General features: G+C 64.2%; 21 protein-coding genes. 5 read left to right on the top strand and 16 right to left on the bottom strand.

Features of this window, described 5'->3' with window-relative positions; translation table 11 throughout:
• Positions 1–8 precede the first annotated feature (8 nt).
• Positions 9–2549: a protein translocase subunit SecDF gene (gene secDF, locus LB525_RS04370; protein ID WP_224543651.1), complete on the bottom strand. Its 2541-nt coding sequence runs from the start codon at positions 2547–2549 to the stop codon at positions 9–11.
• A 54-nt stretch (positions 2550–2603) separates the two neighbouring features.
• Positions 2604–2942 carry a preprotein translocase subunit YajC gene (gene yajC, locus LB525_RS04365; RefSeq protein WP_095765024.1) on the bottom strand — a complete coding sequence of 113 codons (339 nt, stop codon included), beginning with the start codon at positions 2940–2942 and terminating at the stop codon, positions 2604–2606.
• Positions 2943–3208: 266 nt separating this feature from the next.
• On the opposite strand from yajC, the gene LB525_RS04360 reads away from it, so the two are divergent.
• Positions 3209–4081: an ATP-binding protein gene (locus tag LB525_RS04360; protein ID WP_224543650.1), complete on the top strand. Its 873-nt coding sequence runs from the start codon at positions 3209–3211 to the stop codon at positions 4079–4081.
• Positions 4082–4091: 10 nt separating this feature from the next.
• On the opposite strand, the gene LB525_RS04355 is transcribed toward LB525_RS04360, so the two are convergent.
• A complete protein-coding gene (locus LB525_RS04355; RefSeq protein ID WP_224543648.1) occupies positions 4092–4913 on the bottom strand; it encodes an AraC family transcriptional regulator in 822 nt (273 codons plus the stop codon).
• Between the two features lie 111 nt (positions 4914–5024).
• Here LB525_RS04355 and LB525_RS04350 point away from each other — a divergent pair, with 111 nt between their 5' ends.
• Positions 5025–5915 (top strand): NAD-dependent epimerase/dehydratase family protein, encoded by an 891-nt coding sequence (locus LB525_RS04350; RefSeq protein ID WP_224543646.1) that lies wholly within the window; start codon positions 5025–5027, stop codon positions 5913–5915.
• A gap of 110 nt (positions 5916–6025) precedes the next feature.
• Here LB525_RS04350 and LB525_RS04345 read toward each other — a convergent pair whose 3' ends face one another.
• The 13 genes from LB525_RS04345 to LB525_RS04285 form a co-directional block, all read right to left on the bottom strand.
• The gene (locus LB525_RS04345; protein ID WP_224525254.1) at positions 6026–7555 is read right to left on the bottom strand and encodes a peptidoglycan DD-metalloendopeptidase family protein; all 1530 of its coding nucleotides are present in this window, start codon (positions 7553–7555) and stop codon (positions 6026–6028) included.
• Positions 7556–7692: 137 nt separating this feature from the next.
• Positions 7693–8346 (bottom strand): protein-L-isoaspartate(D-aspartate) O-methyltransferase, encoded by a 654-nt coding sequence (locus tag LB525_RS04340; RefSeq protein WP_224525251.1) that lies wholly within the window; start codon positions 8344–8346, stop codon positions 7693–7695.
• A gap of 14 nt (positions 8347–8360) precedes the next feature.
• Entirely contained in the window at positions 8361–9119 is a 759-nt protein-coding gene (surE, locus tag LB525_RS04335; RefSeq protein WP_224525249.1) for a 5'/3'-nucleotidase SurE, read from the bottom strand.
• Between the two features lie 4 nt (positions 9120–9123).
• Positions 9124–10428, bottom strand: coding sequence for a serine--tRNA ligase (gene serS / locus LB525_RS04330; protein ID WP_224525246.1), 1305 nt, complete (start codon positions 10426–10428; stop codon positions 9124–9126).
• A gap of 184 nt (positions 10429–10612) precedes the next feature.
• A complete protein-coding gene (tatC, locus tag LB525_RS04325) occupies positions 10613–11476 on the bottom strand; it encodes a twin-arginine translocase subunit TatC (protein WP_224525243.1) in 864 nt (287 codons plus the stop codon).
• Complete coding sequence (gene tatB / locus LB525_RS04320; RefSeq protein ID WP_224525240.1) at positions 11473–12180, bottom strand: Sec-independent protein translocase protein TatB; 708 nt, start codon at positions 12178–12180, stop codon at positions 11473–11475. Before tatB ends, tatC begins: the two co-directional genes overlap by 4 nt.
• An 83-nt stretch (positions 12181–12263) precedes the next feature.
• Entirely contained in the window at positions 12264–12482 is a 219-nt protein-coding gene (locus LB525_RS04315; protein ID WP_027167260.1) for a twin-arginine translocase TatA/TatE family subunit, read from the bottom strand.
• Between the two features lie 179 nt (positions 12483–12661).
• A complete protein-coding gene (gene scpB / locus LB525_RS04310) occupies positions 12662–13417 on the bottom strand; it encodes an SMC-Scp complex subunit ScpB (RefSeq protein ID WP_095765016.1) in 756 nt (251 codons plus the stop codon).
• On the bottom strand, positions 13414–14214 hold the full coding sequence (locus tag LB525_RS04305; protein ID WP_095765568.1) for a segregation and condensation protein A: 801 nt from the start codon (positions 14212–14214) through the stop codon (positions 13414–13416). Before LB525_RS04305 ends, scpB begins: the two co-directional genes overlap by 4 nt.
• Before the next feature lie 62 nt (positions 14215–14276).
• Positions 14277–15296, bottom strand: a complete 1020-nt coding sequence (gene nagZ, locus LB525_RS04300; protein WP_224525232.1) for a beta-N-acetylhexosaminidase — start codon at positions 15294–15296, stop codon at positions 14277–14279.
• A gap of 133 nt (positions 15297–15429) precedes the next feature.
• The gene (locus tag LB525_RS04295; RefSeq protein ID WP_224543645.1) at positions 15430–18939 is read right to left on the bottom strand and encodes an SPOR domain-containing protein; all 3510 of its coding nucleotides are present in this window, start codon (positions 18937–18939) and stop codon (positions 15430–15432) included.
• 103 nt (positions 18940–19042) lie between these two features.
• A complete protein-coding gene (argS, locus tag LB525_RS04290) occupies positions 19043–20800 on the bottom strand; it encodes an arginine--tRNA ligase (RefSeq protein ID WP_224543643.1) in 1758 nt (585 codons plus the stop codon).
• A 61-nt stretch (positions 20801–20861) separates the two neighbouring features.
• The gene (locus LB525_RS04285) at positions 20862–22091 is read right to left on the bottom strand and encodes a deoxyguanosinetriphosphate triphosphohydrolase (protein ID WP_224543641.1); all 1230 of its coding nucleotides are present in this window, start codon (positions 22089–22091) and stop codon (positions 20862–20864) included.
• A gap of 70 nt (positions 22092–22161) precedes the next feature.
• Between LB525_RS04285 and erpA the strand changes: the two genes are divergently transcribed.
• From erpA to xth, 3 genes are read left to right on the top strand one after another with little or no spacing between them, the layout of a single operon-like run.
• Positions 22162–22509, top strand: coding sequence for an iron-sulfur cluster insertion protein ErpA (gene erpA / locus LB525_RS04280; RefSeq protein ID WP_042644753.1), 348 nt, complete (start codon positions 22162–22164; stop codon positions 22507–22509).
• 4 nt (positions 22510–22513) lie between these two features.
• Complete coding sequence (locus LB525_RS04275; RefSeq protein WP_095765011.1) at positions 22514–22906, top strand: VOC family protein; 393 nt, start codon at positions 22514–22516, stop codon at positions 22904–22906.
• Positions 22907–22913: 7 nt separating this feature from the next.
• Complete coding sequence (gene xth / locus LB525_RS04270) at positions 22914–23708, top strand: exodeoxyribonuclease III (RefSeq protein WP_095765010.1); 795 nt, start codon at positions 22914–22916, stop codon at positions 23706–23708.
• Positions 23709–23735: the final 27 nt, after the last annotated feature.

The raw sequence follows: 23735 nt of genomic DNA, 5'->3' as shown, positions 1-23735 counted from the left end.
AAACGGCGTCAGGTCGCCACCGCCTTGCCGTTCACCGGCTCCTCAGCCGAGGCCTGCGGCCTCAGCTTGAAGAGGATCAGCAGCGGCGCGGCGATGAAGATCGACGAATAGGTGCCGAACACCACGCCGAACAGCATCGCCAGCGTGAAGGAGCGGATCACCTCGCCGCCGAACAGCACCAGTGCCAACAGCGCCAGCGACGTGGTGACGGAGGTCAGCGTGGTTCTGGAAAGCGTCTCGTTGATGGCATTGTTCAAGAGCTGCGGCAGCGGCATCTTCTTGTATTTTCGCAGATCCTCACGAACGCGGTCATAGACCACGATGGTGTCGTTCAGCGAATAGCCGATGATGGTCAGGATGGCCGCCAGCGACGACTGGTTGAACTCCAGCCCTGTCAAGACGAAGAAGCCGATCGTCATCACCACATCGTGCACCGTGGCCACGATGGCGCCGACGGCGAACTGCCATTCGAAGCGGAACCAGACATAGAGCAGGATGCCCGCCAGCGCGATCAGCATGGCGATCGTGCCCTGCTTGGCCAGCTCGCCTGAGACCGTCGGCCCGACCACCTCGACGCGGCGGAAGTCATATTGGTCCTGCAACTCGCCCCGCACCTTGTCGATGACGGTCTGCTCGGCATTCTCGCCGGCGTCCTGCGTGCCGACACGGATCAGCACGTCGTTCGGCGCACCGAACTGCTGCACCTGGATCTCGCCGATATTGAGCTCCGACAGCCTGTTGCGGATGTCGCCGAGATCGGCATCGCCCTTCTTGGACTGCACCTCGATTATCGAGCCGCCTTTGAAGTCGATGCCGTAGTTGATGCCAAGAGTCAGGAACCCGACGACAGACAGTATCGACAACGTGCTGGAGAGAGCGAAGGTCCAGCGGCGGATGCCCATGAACGGGATCTTCGTGCCCGGCGGAATGAAGGTGACCGGCGCGCGCGGCAGTTCCTTCGGCCGGGCGCGGCGCAGCCAGATCGACACCAGCATGCGGGTGAAGGTGAAGGCCGTGAAGACCGTGGTCAGAATGCCGATCGCGTAGGTGATCGCAAAGCCCTTGACTGGCCCTGTGCCCAGCCAGAACAGCACCACGGTGGCGATCAGCGAGGTGACGTTGGAATCGATGATAGTCGCCAGCGCCTTGGAGAAGCCGGTGTCGATCGCCTGGATCACCGAACGGCCGTTGCGCCGCTCTTCGCGGATGCGCTCATAGATCAGGACGTTGGAGTCCACCGCCATGCCGATGGTGAGCACGATACCGGCGATGCCGGGCAAGGTCAGCGTGGCGCCGAGCAGCGACAGCGCGCCGACGATCATCGCCACGTGCACGGCCAGAGCGATGTTGGCCAGGAAACCGAGGAACCCATAGGCGACGAACATGAAGGCGACGACGAGAATTGAGCCGATCACGCCAGCCACCTTGCCGGCGTGGATGGAGTCCTGACCAAGGCCCGGGCCGACCGTACGCTCTTCGATGATCGTCAATTTGGCCGGCAGGGCGCCGGCGCGCAGCAAGACGGCGAGGTCGTTGGCGCTCTCGGTCGTGAAATTGCCGGAGATCTGGCCACTGCCGCCAAGGATCGGCTCGCGGATCACCGGTGCCGAAATCACCTGGTTGTCGAGCACGATGGCGAACGGCTTGCCGACATTCTGTTGGGTCGCCTGACCGAACCTGGTCGCCCCGCGGGAATTGAAGGTGAACGAAACCACCGGCTCATTGGTCTGTGAATTATACGTCGGCGTCGCATTCGACAGGTCTTCGCCCGAGACGATAACGCGGTTCTCGACGAGGTAAGGAACCGGAGGGTCGTCCTGCGAATAAAGGACCGAGTCGCCAGCCGGCGGGCGATTCTTCATCGCGTCCTGGACCGGCACCGACGTGTCGACCATCTGGAACGTCAGCTTGGCGGTCTGGCCGATAATGTCCTTGAGCCTTTGCGGGTTCTGGAGCCCGGGCACCTGGACCAGGATGCGGTCGTCGCCCTGCCGCTGCACAATCGGCTCGGTCGTGCCAAGCGCGTTGACGCGTCGCTCCACCACCTCGATCGCCTGCGAGAGAGCGGTCGTGGTGCGGTATTTGATGCCCGCATCCGTGACGGTGAACTTCAACAGCCCAGGCTCGGAATCGTCCAGCGCCATCGACTGCACGGAACCGCCGGCAAACAGGCCGGCGGTCACCGGATTGGTTATCGGCTTCAGCGCTGTCTTGGCGGCTTCGACCTGGCTCGCATCGTTGATGCGCACCTGCACGGTTCGGCCTGTTCCGCCAAGGCCGGTATATTGGATCTTGGCGTCGCGCAGCAGTGTCCTGATCTCGTCACGCGTCGTCTGCAGCTGATCCTTGATCAGGTCGTTCTGATCCATCTGCAGCAGGATGTGCGAGCCGCCCTGAAGATCGAGGCCCAGCGTCATCTGCCGCTTCGGCACCCAGCTCGGCAATTGCGCCAGCATGCTCGCCGGGAAGAGATTGGGCGCGGCGAGGATCACTGTGACGGCCACCGCCAGCCAGATCAGGATCATCTTCAGGCGCGAGAAATAGAGCATTCGTTTTATCCGTTCAGGCGTAGAAGCGGCAGCGTTCCGCCATCGAGGTTAGGATTACTTCTTGGCGTTCTGGTTCGCCACCGGCTCGCCCTTGACGCGCACGTCCGAAATCGTCGAGCGCAGCGCCGTCACCTTGGTTCCGCCGCCAAGGTCGATCTCCAGCTCGTTGTCGTCGATCACCTTGGTCACCTTGCCGACGAAGCCGCCGCCGGTCACCACCGTGTCGCCGCGGCGCACCGCCGACAGCATTTCCTGGCGCTTCTTCAACTGCGCGCGCTGCGGCCGGATGATCAGAAAATACATGATCACGAAAATCAGGACAAACGGCAAAATCGAGATCAACATGTCTGGCGAGGCGCCGACGCCCTGGGCGTATGCCGGTGTAACGAACATTAAGAAACTCCTGGATGGTGAAATACCGCCGGGGCGGCCCCGCGAAATTTGGCCGGAATATAGTCGGTAAACTTGCCAATGCAACTGCGCTGCGAGCCCGATCCGTTGCTTTTCCAGCCGTTTGCGGCGTGCTAGAGCGTCGCAGCAGAAGCGGCTTCGAGGCCACCGAAAAGATCATGCTCCAACAAAAGCTTGGAGCTGGTTCTTGCAGCGATGTCATGGAAGCTGCTCCCACACGCTGAAATGCCTAAACAAAAAGACCTGATATGACCGACAGCCTGGACGCATTGAACAAGAAACTCGATCGCCTGATCGAGGCAGTCGCTCGCCTCGCTCCGCCGCCGGTTCCTCAGACCGATCTCGGTGTTGCCGACTGCTTCGTGTGGCAGGCAGACCCTGGCTTCCTGGAACCGGTGCGCAAGGTCAACCGCGTCGACATCGGCCTGATCCGCGGCGTCGACCGCGTGCGCGACATCCTGCTCGACAACACCGAGCGTTTCGCGTCCGGTTATGCGGCCAACAACGTGCTTTTGTGGGGCGCGCGCGGCATGGGCAAATCGTCCCTGGTCAAGGCCGTGCATGCCACGGTGAACGCATCCGACAAGCTCGAGCGGCCGCTGAAGTTGATCGAAATCCACCGCGAGGACATCGACGCGCTGCCCAAGCTGATGGGTCTCCTGAAGGCCGCCCCCTGGCGCTTCATCCTGTTTTGCGACGACCTTTCCTTCGATCACGACGACACGTCGTACAAGTCGCTGAAGGCGGCGCTCGAAGGCGGCGTCGAGGGCCGGCCCGGCAACGTCATCTTCTACGCCACGTCCAACCGGCGGCATCTGCTGCCGCGCGACATGATCGACAATGAGCGCTCCACCGCCATCAACCCTTCGGAAGCGGTCGAGGAAAAGGTCTCGCTTTCCGACCGTTTCGGCCTGTGGCTCGGTTTCCACAAATGCTCGCAGGACGAATATCTCGACATGATCGACGGCTATGTCCGCTACCACGATCTGGCGATCGACCCCGAGCAGCTGCGCGCCGAGGCGCTGGAATGGGCAACCACGCGCGGCAGCCGTTCCGGCCGTGTCGCCTGGCAATTCACGCAGGACCTCGCCGGGAGGCTCGGCAAGCCGCTCAAGGATTGAAACGTTAACGTCAACTGGGCGACTGCGCTCGTCGCAAGTCGCGCGGCGTCTGGCCGATTTCGCGGCGCATCCAATGCGCCAGATGTGACTGATGCGCGAAGCCCGTCAATGCTGCAACCTCGCTCGTGCTCAGATCGCCTTGCTTGAGCAGAACGCGCGCCCTTTCCACGCGGCGTCGCAGCACGTAGCGATGCAGGGTGACGCCCGTCGCCACCTTGAACCATGTCCGTAAGTGCGAGCTGCTCGCGCCGGCAACCCGGCTCAGCCGGTCAATCGAAAGCGGCTCGTGGAGAGCGGTCTCTATGTGTTCCAGAACCCGCTTGAGCTGCGCATCCGACAACCGGTTCACTCGAACCGTGTCCGGCCCATCGAGACCGAGCAGCCTCACCGCAAGGGCGGCGCCGATGCTGTCGGCAAACAAAGGGCCGCCCGGCGCGCCGGCATTGAGGTCGCTCTGCAGCGCTCGGGCAAGATGTTCGATGCGCTGGTCACGAAGCAAATGGCGCGTGTCGAGCCGCGACGCTCGCGCCCTGCCGCCAAGTTCCGCGGCGACCCTTTCCATCAACGCCGGCTGCAAGACGATCTCGATCGTGTCGAACGGGGTTTCGGCGTCGAAGCCCCCCTCCTCGCCAGCCGGCACTAGGTCGATATCGCCGGCGCGCCTGACGAAATATCGCCCAACCTGGTTGCAGTAGGAGCGCGTTGCCGCGCTTGCATGCACCATGATGCGATGGTGTGGCGCCCGGGACAGGCGATGGACGCCTGCTTCAACACGGCGGGAGACCATTGCTATGTCGGACGAGGATCGGGCCGGCTCGAATTGCGAAGGCATGCTCTCTCGATTCATGGCAAAACCTGTCCAAGATTTGGCAATTCCCGCGCGATTTTCAACGCCGTGAACTCGTACTCACGCCTCTCCATCAAGCTTGGAAGAGAGGTTGCCATGAGTTTTTATGTTGTTGTCGGCGCGGGCCCGGTTGGGCGCGAGACGGCTCGTCGTCTTGGCGAAGAAGGACACGATGTCGTTCTCACAAGCCGAAGCGTCGGTTCGAACGCGTCGCCGAATGTGCGGACGATACGGGCTGACGCCACGGACGCCGCGGAGCTGTCACGCGTTTGCCGAGGCGCCGATGCCATTTTCATGTGCGCCATGGCCACATATCATCGGTGGCCCACCGACTTTTTCCCCATAATCGACGGCACCGTGCGCGCGGCGGAAGCCGTCGGCGCGAAGCTCGTCGTGCTTGGCAACCTCTATGGTTATGGGGGACATGCCGACCGCCCGCTTCGCTCTGACATGTCTTTAGACCCGACTTCGAAGAAGGGAACCGCCAGGACCATCATGTGGCAGCGGGCGGTCCGCGCCAGTGTGCCGGCGATCGAAGTGCGGTCCAGCGACTATCTCGGACATGGCGCGATCAGCTACTTCTCGCTGGTCGCGCTGCCTTCCATTATCGAAGGCAAGCCCACCGCCTTCATTGGGGACCTCGACGCAACTCATGCCTGGGCCTTCACCAAGGACGTCGCGAGCACGCTTGTCGCGGCCTCCCGCTACACGGGTGAATGGGGACGGGCGTTTCATGTTCCTTCGCAATACGCCTCGCCCCGCGAGCTTATCCGGAAAACCGCGGCTATGCTCGGACACGAGACCCCAGAGACACGCTCCTATTCCGTCCCCGAGATGGAAGCCCTTGGCATGCATGAGCTCGTCGAGATGCGGTACCTCTTCGAGAGCCCCTTGCTCGTTGATAGCTCCGACGCGGAGACACTTCTTGGCGTGAAGGCCAGCAGCCTTGAAGAGATGATCGCCGATACGCTCCGTGATTATCTCTGAACCTTGCGGGCAGGCATGTTGCACGAATCTGAAAAAGCCCGCTCCTTGCGGAGCGGGCTGAAGACGGCGGGCCGGACTGGAGGTCAGGCGGCCCGCAAACGGTTCTTGTTCTATTCGAGGTAGCCGCTCGGATCGACCGGGGCCGAGTTCTTGCGCACTTCGAAGTGCAGCTTGGGCGAGTCGGTGGTGCCGCTCATGCCGGAGAGCGCGATTTCCTGACCGCGCTTGACCTTCTGGCCGCGCTGCACCTCGATCGAGCTTGCATGGCCATAAACGGTGACCAGGCCGTTCTCGTGCCGCACCAGCACGGTGTTGCCGAATTCCTTGAGGCCGTCGCCGGCATAGATGACGACGCCGTTCTCGGCTGCCTTGATCGGCGTTCCTTCCGGCACCGCTATGTCGACGCCGTCCTTGCCGGAACCGAAGCCGGAGATCACGCGGCCGCGCACCGGCCAGCGCATCTTGCCTATCCCGGTCGCGTCGGGCGCCACCGCATCGTCGTCCTCGGCCTGCTGGATGACCTTGGCGTCCTTCTTCGGCGGCGTATAGGAGGCGAGCGTCTCGGTGGTCTTGGCCGCCGGCGGCGTCGTTGCCGTCGTCACCGGATCGACCGCCGGCTTGGTGGCCGCGGGCTTTGCCGCGGCAACGGCGACCGTGCCGCCGGCCGGAACCTTGAGCGTCTGGCCGATCTTGAGCAGGCCGTCCTGCATGCCGTTGGCCTTCTTCAGCGCCACGACGCCGACGCCGGTCTTCCTGGCGATCGACGACAGCGAGTCGCCCTGCTGTACCGTGTAGGAGTCGCCGGCGCCGGCCGGCTTGGCCTCGGCCATCTGCGCCGCTGGCTTGGGGTCCTTCGAGCCGCTGGCCGCGACCGACGTATCGACCTCAGCGGCCGACTTGCCGTCTTTGATTTTCGGCTGCTGCGGCAGCACCGCGACCTTCTCCGGCGCGCCGGCAGGCTGCTTCGGCGTATTCACCGGCTTGCCCTCGGCGACCTTCGGCTCCTTGCTGGAATAGGCATAGGCGGGAATGACGATCTTCTGGCCGCTGCGGATGCCCTTCTTCGGATCGATCCCGTTGACCTTGGCGATGGCATCGGCAGGCACGTGATAGTGCTGCGCCAGGCCCGAAAGCGTCTCGCCGTCCCTGACCACGATTTCGGTCGCATGCGGGGCAGCACTGGCGTTGCGCACGGCGTCGGGCTCGGCCGTCTTGAACGGCTTGGCCGGCGCGACGGTGTTGGTAGTCGTCCTGTCGACATGCGGTGCGGGGGCAAGCGCGGGAGCCGGAGCAAGGGCGGGGGCTGACGCTGTGCGCATCGGCCTGGCTGGCGCGGCGGCAGGCTGCGAGGGCGGCGGCAGCTGCTGCGCCGTGACCGGCTCGAGGCTCGAGCGGCTCACCGACTGGGTGTGGGTGCCGTCGACCGGCGCCGGCGCGACCGTGTCGCCCGGATAGGGCTGGTCGACATTCTGCTTGTTGATGATGGCGCGCTGATTGTTGGTGGATGATGTGAAGACATCATCGACACCGTTGAAGCGCATCGACTGGGAACTGCACCCGGCCGCCGCGCCGGCAATCATCAGGACAGCGCAACCGCGCGCCAGATTACGTCTGTTTGCCTTCAAGTGATTGAATTGCATCGCACTAACCCGCACAGACCCGGTACAAACTGGTCACGATTAAAGCGCGTTAATGTTACTGGGCGGTTAACCCATTAGAATCCGACAAAAATTTTCTTAAAACATTGGCGGAAATTTTGGCGAGGGCTGTGAAGCCCTTAAATCACCATCGCGACGCTGCGCAGGATCGGCTGCAGCCTGACCATGCCGATGTCCTCGCGCTCGAAGCGGCTGCCGACCTTGGTGAGCTTGGCCAGCACCTGCTCGCCCTCCTCCGGGCCGATCGGCGCGATGACCACGCCGCCGCTCGACAGCTGGTCGAGCAGGAAGCGCGGCAGGCTGTCGAAGGCCGCCCAGGCGACGATGCGGTCGAACGGTCCTTCATTGGGCAGGCCGTTGGACCCGTCGGCCTGACGGGCGATGACGTTGCTGATCGCCAGCGCCTCGAAGCGTTGCTTTGCCTGCTCGGCCAGCGTCTTGTAGCGGTCGACGGTGATGACGCGCGCCGCAAGCCTCGACATGACAGCGGCCGTGTAGCCCGAACCGGTGCCGATCTCGAGCACGCGGTTGCCCGGCTCGATATGGAGCGCGGCGATCACCGCCGCCTGCAGATCGGCGCCCTCGATCGCCTCGCCGCATTCGATCGGCAGCATGCCGTCCGACCAGGCGACCGCATGGAACTGCGCCGGCAGGAAACCACGCCGCGGCGTCGCCTCGAAGGCGGCGACCAGCGCCTTGGGCGCCGCGCCCCTGCCCCGCAGCCTGAGCAGGAAAGCGGCAAAACCTTCGCGGTCGTCGATGCCCGTATTCATGCCAAAACCCTATTTTATGACAGCGCCTTGGTCAGTTGGTCGCGGAGCTCATGCGCGGTGAGGTCGAGCTGCAACGGCGTCACCGACACCAGCCGGTTGCGCAGCGCATGGAGATCCGTGCCCTTCTTGCCTTCGACCGGCTCGCGGCCGAAGCGCAGCCAGTAGTAAGGCAGGCCGCGCCCGTCGCGCCGCTCGTCGACCCAAAGGCTGTGCACCAGCTTGCCCTGCGCGGTGACGACGGTGCCCTCCACCTCGTTCGGCGCGCAGTTCGGGAAATTGACGTTGAGCAGCACGCCGTCCGGCAACGACGTCTCCACCAGCCGCTTGAGCAGTGCCGGCGCCAGCGCCTCGGTCGTCTCGTAAGGCACGACGCGATCCTCGCCGACATAGGAATAGGCCTGGCTCACCGCGATCGAGCGGACGCCGAGCAGCGCGCCTTCCATGGCGCCCGCAACGGTGCCCGAATAGGTGACGTCGTCGGCGATATTGGCGCCGGAATTGACGCCGGACAGGATCAGATCCGGCGGTCCAGGCAGGATTTTTTTCGTGCCCATGATGACGCAGTCGGTCGGCGTGCCGCGCACGGCATAGTGCTTCTCGCCGATCTTGCGCAGCCTGAGCGGTTCCGAGATCGACAGCGAATGCGCGTAACCGGACTGGTCCTGCTCCGGCGCAACCACCCAGACGTCGTCCGACAGCGTGCGGGCGATACGCTCGAGCGACGCCAGCCCCTCGGCATGGATGCCGTCGTCATTGGTCAGCAGGATGCGCATCAAGTCACTTCGCTTCGATCTTGGCGAGACCACCCATGTAAGGCCGCAGCACTTCAGGAATGGTTACGCTGCCATCCTCATTCTGGTAGTTTTCGATGACGGCGATAAGAGCCCGGCCGACTGCGGTGCCCGAGCCGTTCAACGTATGGACGAAGCGATTGCCCTTGCCGTCCTTGTCTTTGTAGCGGGCATCCATGCGCCTGGCCTGGAAATCGCCGCAGACCGAGCAGGACGAGATTTCGCGATAGGCGTTCTGCCCCGGCAGCCAGACCTCGATGTCGTAGGTCTTGCGCGCGCCGAAACCCATGTCGCCGGTGCAAAGCGTGACGGTGCGGAACGGCAGGCCGAGCCGCTTCAGCACCTCTTCGGCGCATTCAGTCATGCGCTCATGCTCGGCGAGCGAGCTTTCCTGGTCGGTGATCGAGACCAGCTCCACCTTGTAGAACTGGTGCTGGCGCAGCATGCCGCGCGTGTCGCGGCCGGCCGAGCCCGCTTCCGAGCGGAAGCACGGCGTCAGCGCCGTATAGCGCAGCGGCAGCTTCTCATGCGCGGTGATCTCTTCGCGCACGAGATTGGTGAGCGGCACTTCCGCCGTTGGAATGAGACCAAGCCGACTGTCGCCATGCGGCGTGAAGAACAGGTCGAGCTCGAATTTCGGCAGCTGATTGGTGCCGAACAATACCTCGTCGCGCACCATCAGCGGCGGGATGATCTCTTCATAACCGTGCTCTGTCGTGTGCAGGTCGATCATGAACTGGCCGAGCGCCCGCTCCATGCGCGCCAATTGGCTCTTCAGCACCGTGAACCGCGAGCCGGACAATTTCGCCGCCCGCTCAAAATCCATCATGCCCAGCGCTTCGCCTATCTCGAAATGCTCCTTCACCCAATTCGGACGCGTCGGCACCTCGCCGACGATGCGCTTGACGACATTATCGTGCTCGTCCTTGCCGACCGGCACGTCATCAAGCGGCACGTTGGGCAGAACCGCCAGCGCGTCGTCCAGCGCCTTGTCGAGTTCGCGCTCGCGCGCCTCGCCATTCTGGATGAACGCCTTGATCTCGCTGACCTCGCCCTTGAGCTTCTCGGCGAGCGCTGAATCGCCTGAACGCATGGCGTTGCCGATCTCCTTCGAGGCGGCGTTGCGGCGTTCCTGCTTGACCTGCAATTCGCTGAGATGCGAACGCCGCGCTTCGTCCTTGGCGACCAGGTCGTCGACCGTGGACTGCGCTTCATCCGCCGGCCACGAGCGCTTCACCAGCGCTTCGACAAGGGCCTTGGGGTTGTCGCGAATCCATTTGATATCAAGCATGGTCGATCCTCAAAGCAATGCATGTCGCCCAGAAGTATGTCGCGGTTCTGGGACAACGACATGCATCAAAACTAAGACTTAAAGCGATGCGCTTTAAGGATCGAGGGCGTAAACCGCATCCGTCATCGATGCAAGACGGCGGTCAGGACGACAGCCGCGATTTTCCCGGCTTGACGCCTTTCGCCTAGGCCGACGGCGCGTCCGGCGTGTTGCTGGCGGCAGAGCTCCCCGCCTCCGCCTGCTCGCGCGCCAGGCGGTCGCGCGCCTGGCTGCGCTCGATCATGCGCGAGGACCAGATGGCGACCTCATAGAGAATGATGGTCGGGATGGCGAGGCCGCACTGGCTCATCGGATCGGGCGGCGTCAGCACGGCGGCGACGACGAAGGAAAGGACGATCGCCCATTTGCGCTTCTCGGCCAGCGCCTGCGACGACAATATGCCGACGCGCGTCAAAAGGCTGGTCACCACCGGCAGCTGGAACACCAGGCCGAAGGAAAAGATCAGCGTCATGATCAGGCTGAGATATTCCGACACCTTCGGCAGCAGCGAGATCTGCACCTGGTCGTTGGTGCCGGTCTGCTGCATGGCCAGGAAAAACCACATGACCATCGGGGTGAAGAAGAAATAGACAAGCGAGGCGCCCATCAGGAACAAGATGGGCGATGCGATCAGGAACGGCAGGAAGGCGCTGCGCTCGTTCTTGTAGAGGCCGGGCGCGATGAACTTGTAGATCTGCGTGGCGATCAGCGGGAAGGCGATCACCATGCCGCCGAACATGGCGAGCTTCACCTGGGTGAAGAAGAACTCCTGCGGCGCGGTATAGATCAGCTCGACCTTATGCGGGTCGAGCCCTGCCCACTGCGTCGCCCATTTGAAGGGGACGACCAGAAGGTTGAACAGGCGCTTGGCGAAGAAGAAGCAGACAAGAAAGGCGACGAAGAAGCCGCCCAGCGACCAGATCAGGCGGCGGCGCAGCTCGATGAGATGCTCGATCAGCGGCGCTGACGATTTCTCGATTTCTTCCCGCTCCTTGTCCGAAACGCTCACTTGGTGCCGCCCGTCATCTTCTTGCCGTCGGTTGCCTTCTTCGCGACCAGCTTCTTCGCCGCGGCAGGCGTTGTCTCAGTCTTGGGCGCGACCTTCCTGGCGGGCGCGGCGGCTTCGGCCGGCGCTTTTGCTGCCGGTGCCCTAGTTGCCGCGACCGGTTTGGCCGCCGTGCTGGCGGTCCTTGCCTTGGCGGTCACCGCCTTTTTCGCCGGCCTGGCCGGCACGGCGGTGTCAGAAACCGGTGCGGTGACGGAGGCGTCGGTCATGGCCGGGAAGGCTGGAGCGGCAGAGCTAGCCTCGGGCCCACCGACGCCAGGCAGGTCCGTCGCACCGTTCTTGAGCGGCTCGGCGGCCTGCGGCGTTTCCGCTGCCGGCGCCGCCGGATCGGCGGCCGGCTTGGGCTTCATCATCGTATCGACGCCGGCGCGCACATCGGCCGCGGCCCGCTCGAACGGATTGAGCTGCTTGCGCACCTCGTTCATCGGATTGAGGCCGCGAAGACTATCGATCGAGCTCTTCACATCGTCGAGCTCGGCTTCCTTCAGCGCTTCGTTGAACTGCTTCTGAAAGTCGCCGGCCATGGCGCGCAATTTCGCCGCGGTGCGGCCGAAGGTGCGCAGCATGTTGGGCAAATCTTTCGGCCCGACGACCACGATCATGACGACCGCGATCACCAGCAGCTCGCTCCAACCGACTTCGAACATGACAATCTATTCCGACGGGTGCCTGCCGCCCAAAAATGCGAAGCGGTTTTGGGACAACGGCATGCTCAAAGCAACAACCAAGATCAGCTCTTGCTGACCTTTTCCTTGGCCGGCGAAACAGTCTCGTCAGCGCGATGCTCGACGGTACGCTTGTCGTCGGCGTCGTCGTCGGCCATGCCCTTCTTGAAGCTCTTGATGCCCTTGGCCATGTCGCCCATCAGTTCCGGAATCTTGCCGCGGCCGAACACCAGAAGCACGATGACCAGCACGATCATCCAGTGCCAAATCGAAAATGAACCCATAACAATCTCTCTCGAATGGTTTCCCTCGGCGATGATCTATGCGTTTTCGCTCAGGGATTCAAACACAACCGCTACGAAGTTGATAAAATGGCTAGCGGATGTCACGCACTTTCGGCGTGAGCGGCTTGCTACGAATCCGCGCAGCCTCTGCTAATAGACCATTCGCGGCGATTTGATGATCACTCGTCGGTGACGCGCGGCGTCAGCAGCCCGAGCTCCTCGAGGTCGATATCCGTCAGCGCATCCTCGTCTTCGGCGAGCGCGTCCGGGTCGGCCGGCGGCACCGGCATCGAGAAATTCGCCGGCATGCGCGTCGAGAGCAGGCCAGCGCCCTTCAGCTCTTCCATGCCGGGCAGATCGCGGATCTCCTCCAGCGCGAAATGATCGAGGAAAGCGTCGGTGGTGCCGTAGGTCACCGGCCGTCCGGGCGTGCGGCGGCGGCCGCGCATCCTGACCCACTCCGTTTCCAGCAGCGTGTCGAGCGTGCCCTTCGACGTTTCGACGCCCCTGATGTCCTCGATCTCGGCGCGCGTCACCGGCTGGTGATAGGCAATGATCGCCAGCACTTCGAGCGCCGCGCGCGAGAGCTTCCTTTGCTGCACGGAGTCCCGGCTCATCAGGAAAGCCAGGTCGCCGGCGGTGCGGAAGGCCCAGGCATCGCCGACCCGTACCAAGTTGACGCCGCGCTTGGCATAGATTTCCTGCAAATCCGCCATTGCGGCGGCAATGTTGACGCCTTCCGGCAGGCGCGCGGCAAGCTGCTTTTCGCTGACCGGCTCGGCACTGGCGAAAATGATCGCCTCGGCCATGCGCACGGCTTCCGACAATTGCAGCCGCTCGGCGGGGTTTTCGATGGAACCCTGCTCGGCCATCTCGTCTTCCGGTTCGTCCTCGACCTTGAACGGGATGACCGAAGCGTTGGCGCGTTCGCTCATGATACCACCTCGACTGCCCTTACCCCTTGCGCGCGGCCGCGCAGATAGATCGGCGCGAACACCTGATCCTGCCGAACTTCCAATTTGCCCTCGCGCACCATCTCGAGCGTCGCCGCGAAAGAACTGGCCATCGCCGTGCGCTTCTCCTCCGGCGCCGCCAGATATTCGATCAGGAAGCTGTCGAGCGTCGTCCAGTCGCCGACCGAGCCGATCAGCCGCGCCAGCACCTCGCGCGCATCCTTGAGCGACCACACGGCGCGCCGGGCGATCGTCACATTGTTGATCGCCTGCCGCTGGCGCTGCTGCGCATAGGCGGTGAGCAGATCGTAGAGCGAAGCCGAAAAGCTGTTGCGCTTCTCGACAATGACCATTTCCGGCATGCCGCGCGCAAAGACGTCGCGCCCAAGACGGTTGCGGTTCACCAGCCGCGCCGAGGCGTCGCGCATGGCTTCAAGGCGCTTCAGCCGGAATTGCAGCACCGCCGCCAGTTCCTCGCCGCTTTCGCCCTCCTCGCCCGGCTGTTTCGGGATCAAGAGCTTCGACTTCAGGAAGGCCAGCCACGCCGCCATCACCAGATAGTCGGCGGCAAGCTCTAACCTAAGCGCCCGCACTTTTTCGACGAAGGCCAGATATTGCTCCGCGAGCGCCAGGATAGAAATGCGCGCCAGATCGACCTTTTGGTTGCGGGCAAGATGCAAAAGAAGATCGAGCGGGCCTTCGAAACCCGCCACGTCGACGACCAGCGACGGGTCGCCAGTCAGGCGGGAATCGTCGTTCTCGGCCCACAGGCGGTCCATCGGTGCGGCCTTCGCGGCCTTGCCTTCCAATGTCTCCGCCACTTGCCTTTCGTCCCTTCGGTTCAGGCCACCGCTTCGAAATAGGTGGCGAATTCTGCGCGTATGGCCGTCTCGTCGGCGACGTCGCGATCCTTTATATAGGTCAGCGCCCGCTCGGCGCGCTGCAAAGACTTGCCTGACAGCGCCGTCGTGCGCGACGCGATCCCCGACATCTCCTCGAAAACGCCGTTGCAGTGAAGGACGAGATCGCAGCCGGCCGCAAGGATCGAGGCCGCCTTTGTCGGGAAATCCCCAGAAAGTGCCTTCATCGACGTGTCGTCGCTCATCAGCAGCCCGTCGAAGCCGATCTCGCGGCGGATCACCTGATCGACGACCTTGGCGGACGTCGTCGCCGGATTGTCGGGGTCGACTGCGCTGTAGACGACATGCGCCGTCATCGCCATCGGCAGCTCGTTCAACGCCTTGAACGGGGCAAAATCATGCCGTCTGAGTTCATCGAGCGGCGTATCGACGGTCGGCAGCGCGAAATGCGTGTCGGCAAAGGCGCGGCCGTGGCCGGGAATATGCTTCATCACCGGCAGTACGCCGCCCGACATCAGCCCCTCGGCCGAGGCCCGGCCAAGCTCGATCGCAGCATTGGGCTCCTTGCCATAGGCGCGCGCGCCGATGACGTCGCTGGCGCCTTCGACGGGCACATCGAGAACCGGCAGGCAGTCGGCGGTGATGCCGAGGCGCGAGAGATCGAAGGCATGCAGCCGCGCCATCAGCCAGGCGGCGCGGCGGCCTGCCTCGCGATCATCGCCCCACAATGCGCCAAGCGCGCCCCCGGCCGGGTAGTTCGGCGCCAGCGGCGGACGCAGGCGCTGCACCCGGCCGCCTTCCTGGTCGATGAAGACCGGAGCCTCCGGGCGACCGACGCAGTCGCGCATCGAGGCGACGAGGTCGCGGATCTGCCCGGCCTCGCCGATGTTGCGCGCAAACAGGATGAAGCCCCAGGGACGTTCGTCCCGATAGAAGCGGATTTCGTCTTCGGTGAGGGATCTCCCGGCGCAGCCGAGGATCATGGATTTTGATTCGCTCATGCACGGAAGCTTAAGGCTTTGAGCGAGCAAAGGGAATCACCCCTGCCCTCGCACCAGCCAAAGCCCGCAATCGTCCACAACCAAAAGCCGGCGCGGCCTTTCGGCGGCGCCGGCTTTGATAGGCTTGATTTAATCAGCGCGATACGAAGCAGTTGCCGCCGGCCGCCTTGTAGCTGGTGCAAAGGCTGATCGCATCGTTCCGCGACTGGGCCGCAACGCGGACGCGGTAGAAGGTGCCCTTGCCCGCGACCTCGGCCTTGACGATGTTGGCCGTGCGTCCGGACAGCACGCCGCCATAGCGGCGCTGCAGGTCCTGATAGGTCGACTGCGCGCTTTCGACCGTCGGCTGCGAGGCGATCTGCATCGACCACGAGCCGCCGCCGGCGGCCGCCGCCGGATCGATCGAAGCGACCTGGTCCGGCTTGACCTCGCCGACGATATCGACCGGCTGGTCGGACGGACGCGCCGGCGCCACCGGCGCCACTGCCGGCGTGTTGGCCGACTGCGCCTTGGCTTCAGTCTTCTTCGCGGGTTTCACCGGCTTGACGGCCGGCGCATCGGCCTGGTCCGTAACGGCCTGGCCCGCGTCGGAAGCCACGGTCCCCGTCTGCTGGCCGTCGGAGGCCGGCGCGACATGTTGCGGCGCCGGATCGCTCGGTTCGGCCGCGGCGACCTTCGGCGCAGCGGCTGGAGCAGGGTCCTCGCGCGGCACCAGCGAGCCGTCGGGTTTCACCATCATCGTCTTCACCTTGCGCGGCGCGACGGCGACGACATCGTTGTTGGCGGTGTTCTCGGCATCCTGCTGCAGCACCTGTGCGATGCGGTCTTCCGACTTCGGCGCCGGTGCCGCCGGCTGCGCGCTTGCCGGCGCGGTAGGCTGCGCACTTGCCGGCGCGGCAGGTTGCGCGCTTGCGGGCACAGCCGCTTGCTCGACGCCGGGCAATGCTGTGCCTGGATCGCTGGCGGCGTCAGTGCCGGCCGCGGCGCCGTTATCTTTGGGCGAAAGGTCGACCACCCGGCTCTGCGGCGGTTCCTTCGATGCCAGGTCCACGGGCTGCTCGGTGGTGTTCACCAGCTTCTGCTGCACCGGCTCGGCCGGCTTGGCCGCGCCGCCGCCCTTGGCAACCGCATCGTAAACCTTGTTGTCCTGGTTCGGCACCACCGTGCCGCCGGGATTTTCCGGCTTCACCTTGATCGGCGAATTGTCGGCCTTGACGATCACCGGGGCCGCGCTGCCGCCTTTGCCGCCGAAAGAGAAGGCCAGCGCGCCAAGGCCGCCGAAAACCACCACTGCGCCGACGAGCGCCGCGATCATCACGCCGCGCCTGCGCGGCTGCGCCGCCTCGCGCTCGGCAAGCCCGGGGATCGCCATCGCTTCTTCGAGCTCGGGATCATAGTCGAGCTCATCGGCGGCGAATTCGTCCGCCTGCGAAACCGGCCGGCTGCCGGGCAAATCATCGGCATCGTAATCATTCGCGACGGCAAGCGCAGCCGGGGTCACCGGAGCCGCCGGAGCCTCGACACGCAAGTCGCGACGATCATAGCCATTGAAGCCGGCATTATAGGATTCGTCGTCATAGCCGCGGCTCTGTGTCGGCGCCGACGCGATCTCCGTCGCGTTCATGTCGGTGAGCAGGCTGGCGAATTCCGCATCGAGGTCGTCATATGCGGATGCCGCCGGCTGGTCCTCTTCGAAGCTGAGCTCCGGAATGTCGAGGTCGTCCGCGAGCGCGACCACGCGCTCCGGCACGTCGACCGTCTCGACGTCGGGCATGTCATCATGCTCGTGGGGGTGTTGTGGAGGCACAGGCGCCTGCGCCGGCTTGGCGTAGGCGGAATAATCCGTAGCCGGTTCGCTGCGGTAGGCCGGCGCCGCCACCTGCATTGGCGCTGAAGGCGCGGCCATCTGCACCGCCGTCGAGGCTGCCGGCTGCGCAAACGAAGCCTGCACCGGCGGAGCGGCGGTCGGGGTCGACCGACTCCACGACCTTGCCGGCTCGGCGTTCGTCGAATGCAGCCAATCGGACGAATTTGCCTTCGCCCGGGCGGCCTCCTGCTCGGCTTCGATACTCCGGGCGAAAGCGGCGCCGAATTCGTCGTCATCAAAATCGACCGCGGGCTCTGCCTTGGCCGAGGTTGCGAAATCCTGGTGATCGAGCTCGCTGGCGAGCAGGTCGTCCAGGTCGCTTTCAACCGGCTGACCGCCCTGGCCGCTCTGCGACGGCTGCTGCTCGTCGAGATTCCAGTCGAGATCGTCGGCCTCGGCCTTCTCGCTTTCGTGGCTCGCAGGTTGCGCAACCAGCCGTGGCGCGGGAGCAGGCTCCCTGACAGCCGGCATCGGCCGCGCGGTCATGGCGCCAAGCAGCGCATTGAGCTCGTCTTCCAGGCTGCGCTCGCTGGCGGCCGGCTTCACGGGCTCAACGGCGGCGCTCGGCGGAACCGGAGCGGCGACGACGGGAGCCGCCTCGGCGACGGTCGGCTGCAACGCCGCAACGGGCTCGACGGCCGGAGCTTGCGGCTCCTCGTTCAACGCATCGCGAAAGCTCAACTCGAAATCGTCATCGAGGGTCAGCGCGGCGGCAGGTTCGGGCGCGGCGAGCTCCGGCTCGGCGGCGGCCGTCTCGGCCGGCGCCTCGACAGTCGGCGCAGACTCATCGTCAAGCGACAGCTCAGGCTCTTGAAGATCCTGACCCTGGCCGAGATCCATATCCTGGCCGAGATTGATATCGACATCGGTCATCGCCTGATCGAAATGACCGGCAAAATCGTCCTCGGAAATCAGCGGGGCGGCTGCGTGAGCTTCGACTGGCTCGGCGGCCTGCGCATGCTGCTCCGGCTCCTGGCTCTCAAACGACAGCTCGTCTTCGAGCGACATCTGGACCGCGTTGTCGAAATCGGCGTCGAACGCCGCCTCGCTTGCGGCCTGCATGGCCTCGACGGCGTCCTGACGCGCGTCAGCCGGCCCTTGATCGTCGAGGTTGGCGAGCTCTTGATCGTCGAGGTTGGCAGGCTCGTGATGGTCGAGCTGGAAATCCTGGTCCAGCGAAGCCGCCATTTCCCGGTCGATCGCAAGATCATCTTCGACCGGCGAGACATCAAGCGAACTGGCGACGGCCTTGTCGAAATCGTCGTCGAAAGCGACCTCCGGCTCGGAAGCTTCTTGTGGCTCCGGCGCGAAATGCGGCTCAGATGCAAAATGCGCCTGTGGCGCGACTTCCGGTTCGGGCGCCGCCTGCGGCTGCGGCGCAAAATCCGGCTCCGGCGCACGGGCCACAGCGAAGTCGGCATAATCCGCCGCGTCATCGAATACGAAATCCTGCTCGAAGGAAGCGGTAAGCTCGTCGTCATTCGCGGCGGCGCTGGCAGCTTCGAAGGCCGGCTCTTTGCTGATCTGATGCAGTGCAGCCTGCTGAGCGACCGGCGCGCTTTCCTCGACGGAGTCGAACTCGCCCATCAACTCCTTCTCGAGGTCGATGTCGAAATCGTCAGCCTCCACGGCCTGATTGGCCTTCTCGGCCGCGGGGGCCGGCTGCCGCACCGGCTGGCGCGGATCGAAACCCATGATCCGGGTCAGTTCAGCGAACGGATCATCGTCGGCGATGTCGTTGTGGTCGGCTACTTTCAGCGGGGTTCTGTCTGCCATTATTGTTCCCGAACTCGCACACAGTCGGACGCCATGGACGTCGCGCAGGGTTGGCCCTTACCAGCGCAATGTGGGCAAAAGGTGACAGGTTTTTTAGTTAAACCTAACGCATTTCGATGGGCGCGTCTGCCCCGATCAGCGTCAGGCCGGAAGTCAAAACATCCGAAACAGCCTGCACCAGCCCTAGTCTGGCATAAGTTGATTCTCGGTCGTTAACCTTAACAAAACGTAAGTCCTGGTTGTCGTTGCCGCGATTCCACTGTGCATGGAAGCTGGAAGCCAGATCGTAGAGGTAGAATGCCAGCCGGTGCGGCTCCAGCGAAAGCGCCGCGGATTCGATCAGCCGGGGATATTCGGCCAGCTTCCGGATCAGCGCGATCTCGCCCTCGTCGGCCAGCGCAGCCACCGAGGCCGCGAGCCGGTTGCGATCGAAGTTCGCCTCGCCGAGCTGCTCGCTCGCCTGCCTGAAAACGGAATGGCAGCGCGCCGACGCGTACTGCACGTAGAACACCGGATTGTCCTTCGACTGCTCGGTGACCTTGGCGAAGTCGAAATCGAGCGGCGCGTCGTTCTTGCGGTAAAGCATCATGAAGCGGATCGGGTCGCGGCCGACCTCTTCCACGACCTCGCGCAGCGTGATGAAATCGCCGGACCGTTTCGACATGCGGACCGGCTCGCCGTCGCGGAACAGTTTTACGAGTTGGCAAAGCAGCACCGTCAGCTTGACCGTGTCGCCGGCAACCGCGCGCGCCAGCGCTTCGAGCCGCTTGACGTAGCCGCCATGGTCGGCGCCGAGCACATAGATCAGGTCGACGAAGCCGCGGTCGACCTTGTCCTTGAGATAGGCGACGTCGGCGGCGAAATAGGTGAAGGAGCCGTCCGACTTGACCAGGGCCCGGTCCATGTCGTCGCCGACCGCGGTCGAGCGGAACAGCGTCTGCTCGCGGTCTTCCCAGTCGTCCGGCTTCTCGCCCTTGGGCGGCGGCAGCTTGCCTTTGTAGATGTGGCCCTTCAGCGTCAGGTCGGCGATCGCCGCCCGGATCTTCTTGGCGTTCTCGGCATGCAGCGTGCGCTCGGAGAAGAACACGTCGTGATGCACGTTGAGCAGCGCCAGATCCTCACGGATCATCGCCATCATCGCGTCGACGGTGCGGTCCTTGACGATCGCCAGCGCCTCCTCTTCCGGCATCTCCAGCAGGCCGAGTCCGAACTCCTCAGCCAGCGCCCGGCCGACGGGGATCAGGTAGTCGCCCGGATAAAGCCCGGGCGGTATCTCGCCGATGGCTTCGCCAAGCGCCTCGCGATACCGCAGCAACGCCGAGCGGCCGAGCACGTCGATTTGCGAGCCGGCGTCATTGATGACGTATTCCTTGGTCACGTCGTAGCCGGCGAAGGCCATCAGATTGGCCAAAGCATCGCCGACCACGGCGCCGCGGCAGTGGCCAACATGCATGGGGCCGGTCGGGTTGGCCGAGACATATTCGACATTGGCCTTGCGGCCGCCGCCGACGGTCGAGCGGCCATAATTGCGCCCCTCGCCGAGCAACGCCGCCAGGTGCGTGTGCCAGAATGCGTCCTTCAGCCTGAGATTGACGAAGCCCGGCCCGGCGATCTCGGCCGAGGCAATATCAGCGTCGCCCCGCAGCGCTTCGGCCAGTTTTTCGGCAAGCGCGCGAGGGTTCTGTCCGGTGGGCTTTGCCAGCACCATCGCCGCATTGGTCGCGAGGTCGCCATGGCTGGCGTCACGCGGCGGCTCGACCGCGATACGCGACAGGTCAGGCGCGGCCCCATCCTTGTCTTTCAGGTTAAGGGCTTCGACGGCTTTTATGATCCGCGCGTTGAAATCGGCGAAGATATTCATCGGAAGTGCTCTGGGCTTTAAGAGGCGACCGGCCCGATGGCCGGCAAAATCGAGGCTCGCCCTAGCTCAAATCGGGCGTATGGTCAAACAGACGCCGATGTTCCTTGAGCGCATAGGTGTCGGTCATGCCGGCAAGGAAGTCGGCGACGCTGCGCGCCTTGATGCGGTCCTCGGCCCGGTCGAGCCCTTCGCGCCACCCGTCGGGCATGGCGCGCGGATCGGCGAAATAGACGTCGAACAGCTCGCGCACGATCTGTTCGGCATCGGCCCGCACGCGCATAACCTCCGCATGCCGGTATAGATGCTTGTAGAGAAAGGCCTTCAATTCCTTTTCGGCCGCCGCCATGCTGGCCGAGAAGGTCACCAAGGTCTCGCCGGCCGCGCGTACCGCGTCGGCGCTGTCCGGGTTCAGGCGCTCGATATTGGCGATGGTCGATGCGATGACATCCTCGACCATCAGCGTGATCTGCCGGCGCATCAGCTCGTGGCCGGTGCGAACATCGTCGAGCTGAGGATATTTGGCACGCACGCTGTTCAGGATCGAGCCGGGCAGACCGACCTCTCCAAGCATATCCAGCGTCAGCAGGCCGGCGCGCAAGCCGTCGTCGATGTCATGGGCGTTGTAGGCAATGTCGTCGGCGATCGCCGCACACTGAGCCTCGATGCCGGCGAAGCGGTCGAGCTCGAGATCGTGCAACTCCGAATAGTCGCGGATCGCCTGCGGCACCGGGCCCTTGAGCCCCTTCCCGCTCGCGTCGGTCAGCGGGCCGTTGTGCTTGACCAGCCCCTCCAGCGTTTCCCAGGTGAGGTTCAGCCCGTCGAATTCGGCATAGCGCCGCTCGAGCCGCGTCACGATACGCAGCGACTGGGCGTTGTGATCGAAGCCGCCCCAGGTCGCCATCTTCTCGTTGAGCGCGTCCTCGCCCGTATGGCCGAAGGGCGTATGGCCGAAATCATGCACCAGCGCCACGGCTTCGGCGAGATCCTCGTCGCCGCGCAATGCCCGCGCCAGCGCGCGGGCGATCTGCGCCACCTCGATCGAATGCGTCAGCCGCGTGCGGTAGTGATCGCCCTCATGCGCGACGAACACCTGCGTCTTGTGCTTCAGCCGGCGAAAGGCGGTGGAATGGATGATGCGGTCGCGGTCGCGCTGGAACGGTGTGCGGGTCGGGCTTTCCGGCTCGTCGAACAGGCGACCGCGCGAGCGCGCCGGGTCGCTCGCATAGGCCGCGCGCGGCCGATCGCCGAACCCGATGTCGCCGAGAGCATCCTTGCCCTGCCGCTCGTCCATTGATCCACCAGTTGACTTGGCCCCGCCCGCTTCATACCTATCATGTGAAACCGAAAGCAAGGTGACGCCGATGGGCGCGGATGCCAAGACTGCCATGAAGGTCGAGATGACCGATGCCGCGGCGAAGCGGATCGCCAGGATTGTTTCCGGCGAACCGGGCAAGACGGCGCTGCGCGTTTCCGTCGAAGGCGGCGGCTGCTCCGGGTTTTCCTACAAGTTCGATTTGGTAGGCGACCGCAACGATGACGATGTCGCCATCGAGAAGGACGGCGCAACCATCCTGATCGACGACCTGTCGCTGGTCTATATGGGCGGCTCTGTGATCGACTTTGTCGACGATCTGATGGGCCAGTCCTTCCAGATCAGGAACCCGAACGCGGTCGCCTCCTGCGGCTGCGGCACGAGCTTTTCCATATAGTCCGATGCCTGCCATCGGCGCGGTCCGTCAGGTCGCGCTCTCGGCTGGCCGTGATCTCGATGCGACGCTTGCTTTCTGGCGCGACGTGCTTGGTCTGAACGTGCACGCCCGCTACGACCCGCCCGGTATTGCCTTCATTATGGCCGGTGACGTGCGCCTCCTCTTCACCGACGGCGTTCCGGCCGGCACCGTCTATTTCGACATCGCCGGCCTCGAAGCCTTCCACGCCGAGGCGAAAGCCGCGGGCATTCCCTTCACCGCGCCGCCGACGCTCGTCCACCGCGACACCGAGGGGCGGTTCGGCCCGGCGGGGGAAAGCGAATGGATGGCCTTCCTAAAGGACCCCGCAGGCAATACGATCGGCCTCGTCGAACGCCTGCCGCCCGAAGAGCATTGAGGTCCTCATGAAGATCGTCACCTGGAACATCAACGGCGTTCGCGCCCGCATCGGCAATCTCACCCACTGGCTGACCGAAAGCGCGCCGGACATCGTGTGCCTGCAGGAGATCAAGACTGTCGACGACCAGTTCCCGCGCGCCGAGATCGAGGCGCTGGGCTACAATGTCGAGACCAACGGCCAGAAGAGTTTTAACGGCGTCGCTCTCCTGTCGAAGCTACCCTTCGACGAGGTCAATCGCGGCCTGCCCGGCGACGATGCGGATGACCATGCCCGCTTTATCGAAGGCGTTTTTTCCACCGACCAGGGCGCCTTGCGCGTCGCTTCGCTCTATCTGCCGAACGGCAATCCGGTCGACGATGAACGGAAGTTTTCCTACAAGCTCGCCTGGATGGCGCGGCTGGAGCGTTGGGCGCAGGAGCGGCTGCGGCTCGAGGAAGCGCTGGTGCTGGCTGGCGACTACAACGTCATTCCCGAACCCGCCGATGCCCGGTTTCCCGAAAATTGGTTGGGCGACGCGCTGTTCCAGCCGCAGACGAGGCAAGCCTTCCGCCGGCTGAAGAATCTCGGCTTCACCGAAGCTGTGCGCGCCGTGACCGACTCGGCCGGCGTCTACACCTTCTGGGATTATCAGGCCGGCGCCTGGCAGAAGAACAACGGCATCCGCATCGACCACCTGCTGCTCTCGCCCGAAGCCGCCAACCGCTTCTCGTCGGCCTCGGTGGAAAAGCACGTCCGCGCCTGGGAAAAGCCGTCCGACCACGTGCCGGTCGCCATCGACCTCAGCCTGCAGCCCGCCTGAGACGTTGCCAGGCACCCTGACCCAGTA

The organism is Mesorhizobium sp. CA16 (genome assembly GCF_020165175.1).
Lineage (GTDB): Bacteria > Pseudomonadota > Alphaproteobacteria > Rhizobiales > Rhizobiaceae > Mesorhizobium.
Note: the sequence above shows the minus strand (reverse complement) of the source record. Positions and strands in the feature narration are given on the sequence as shown.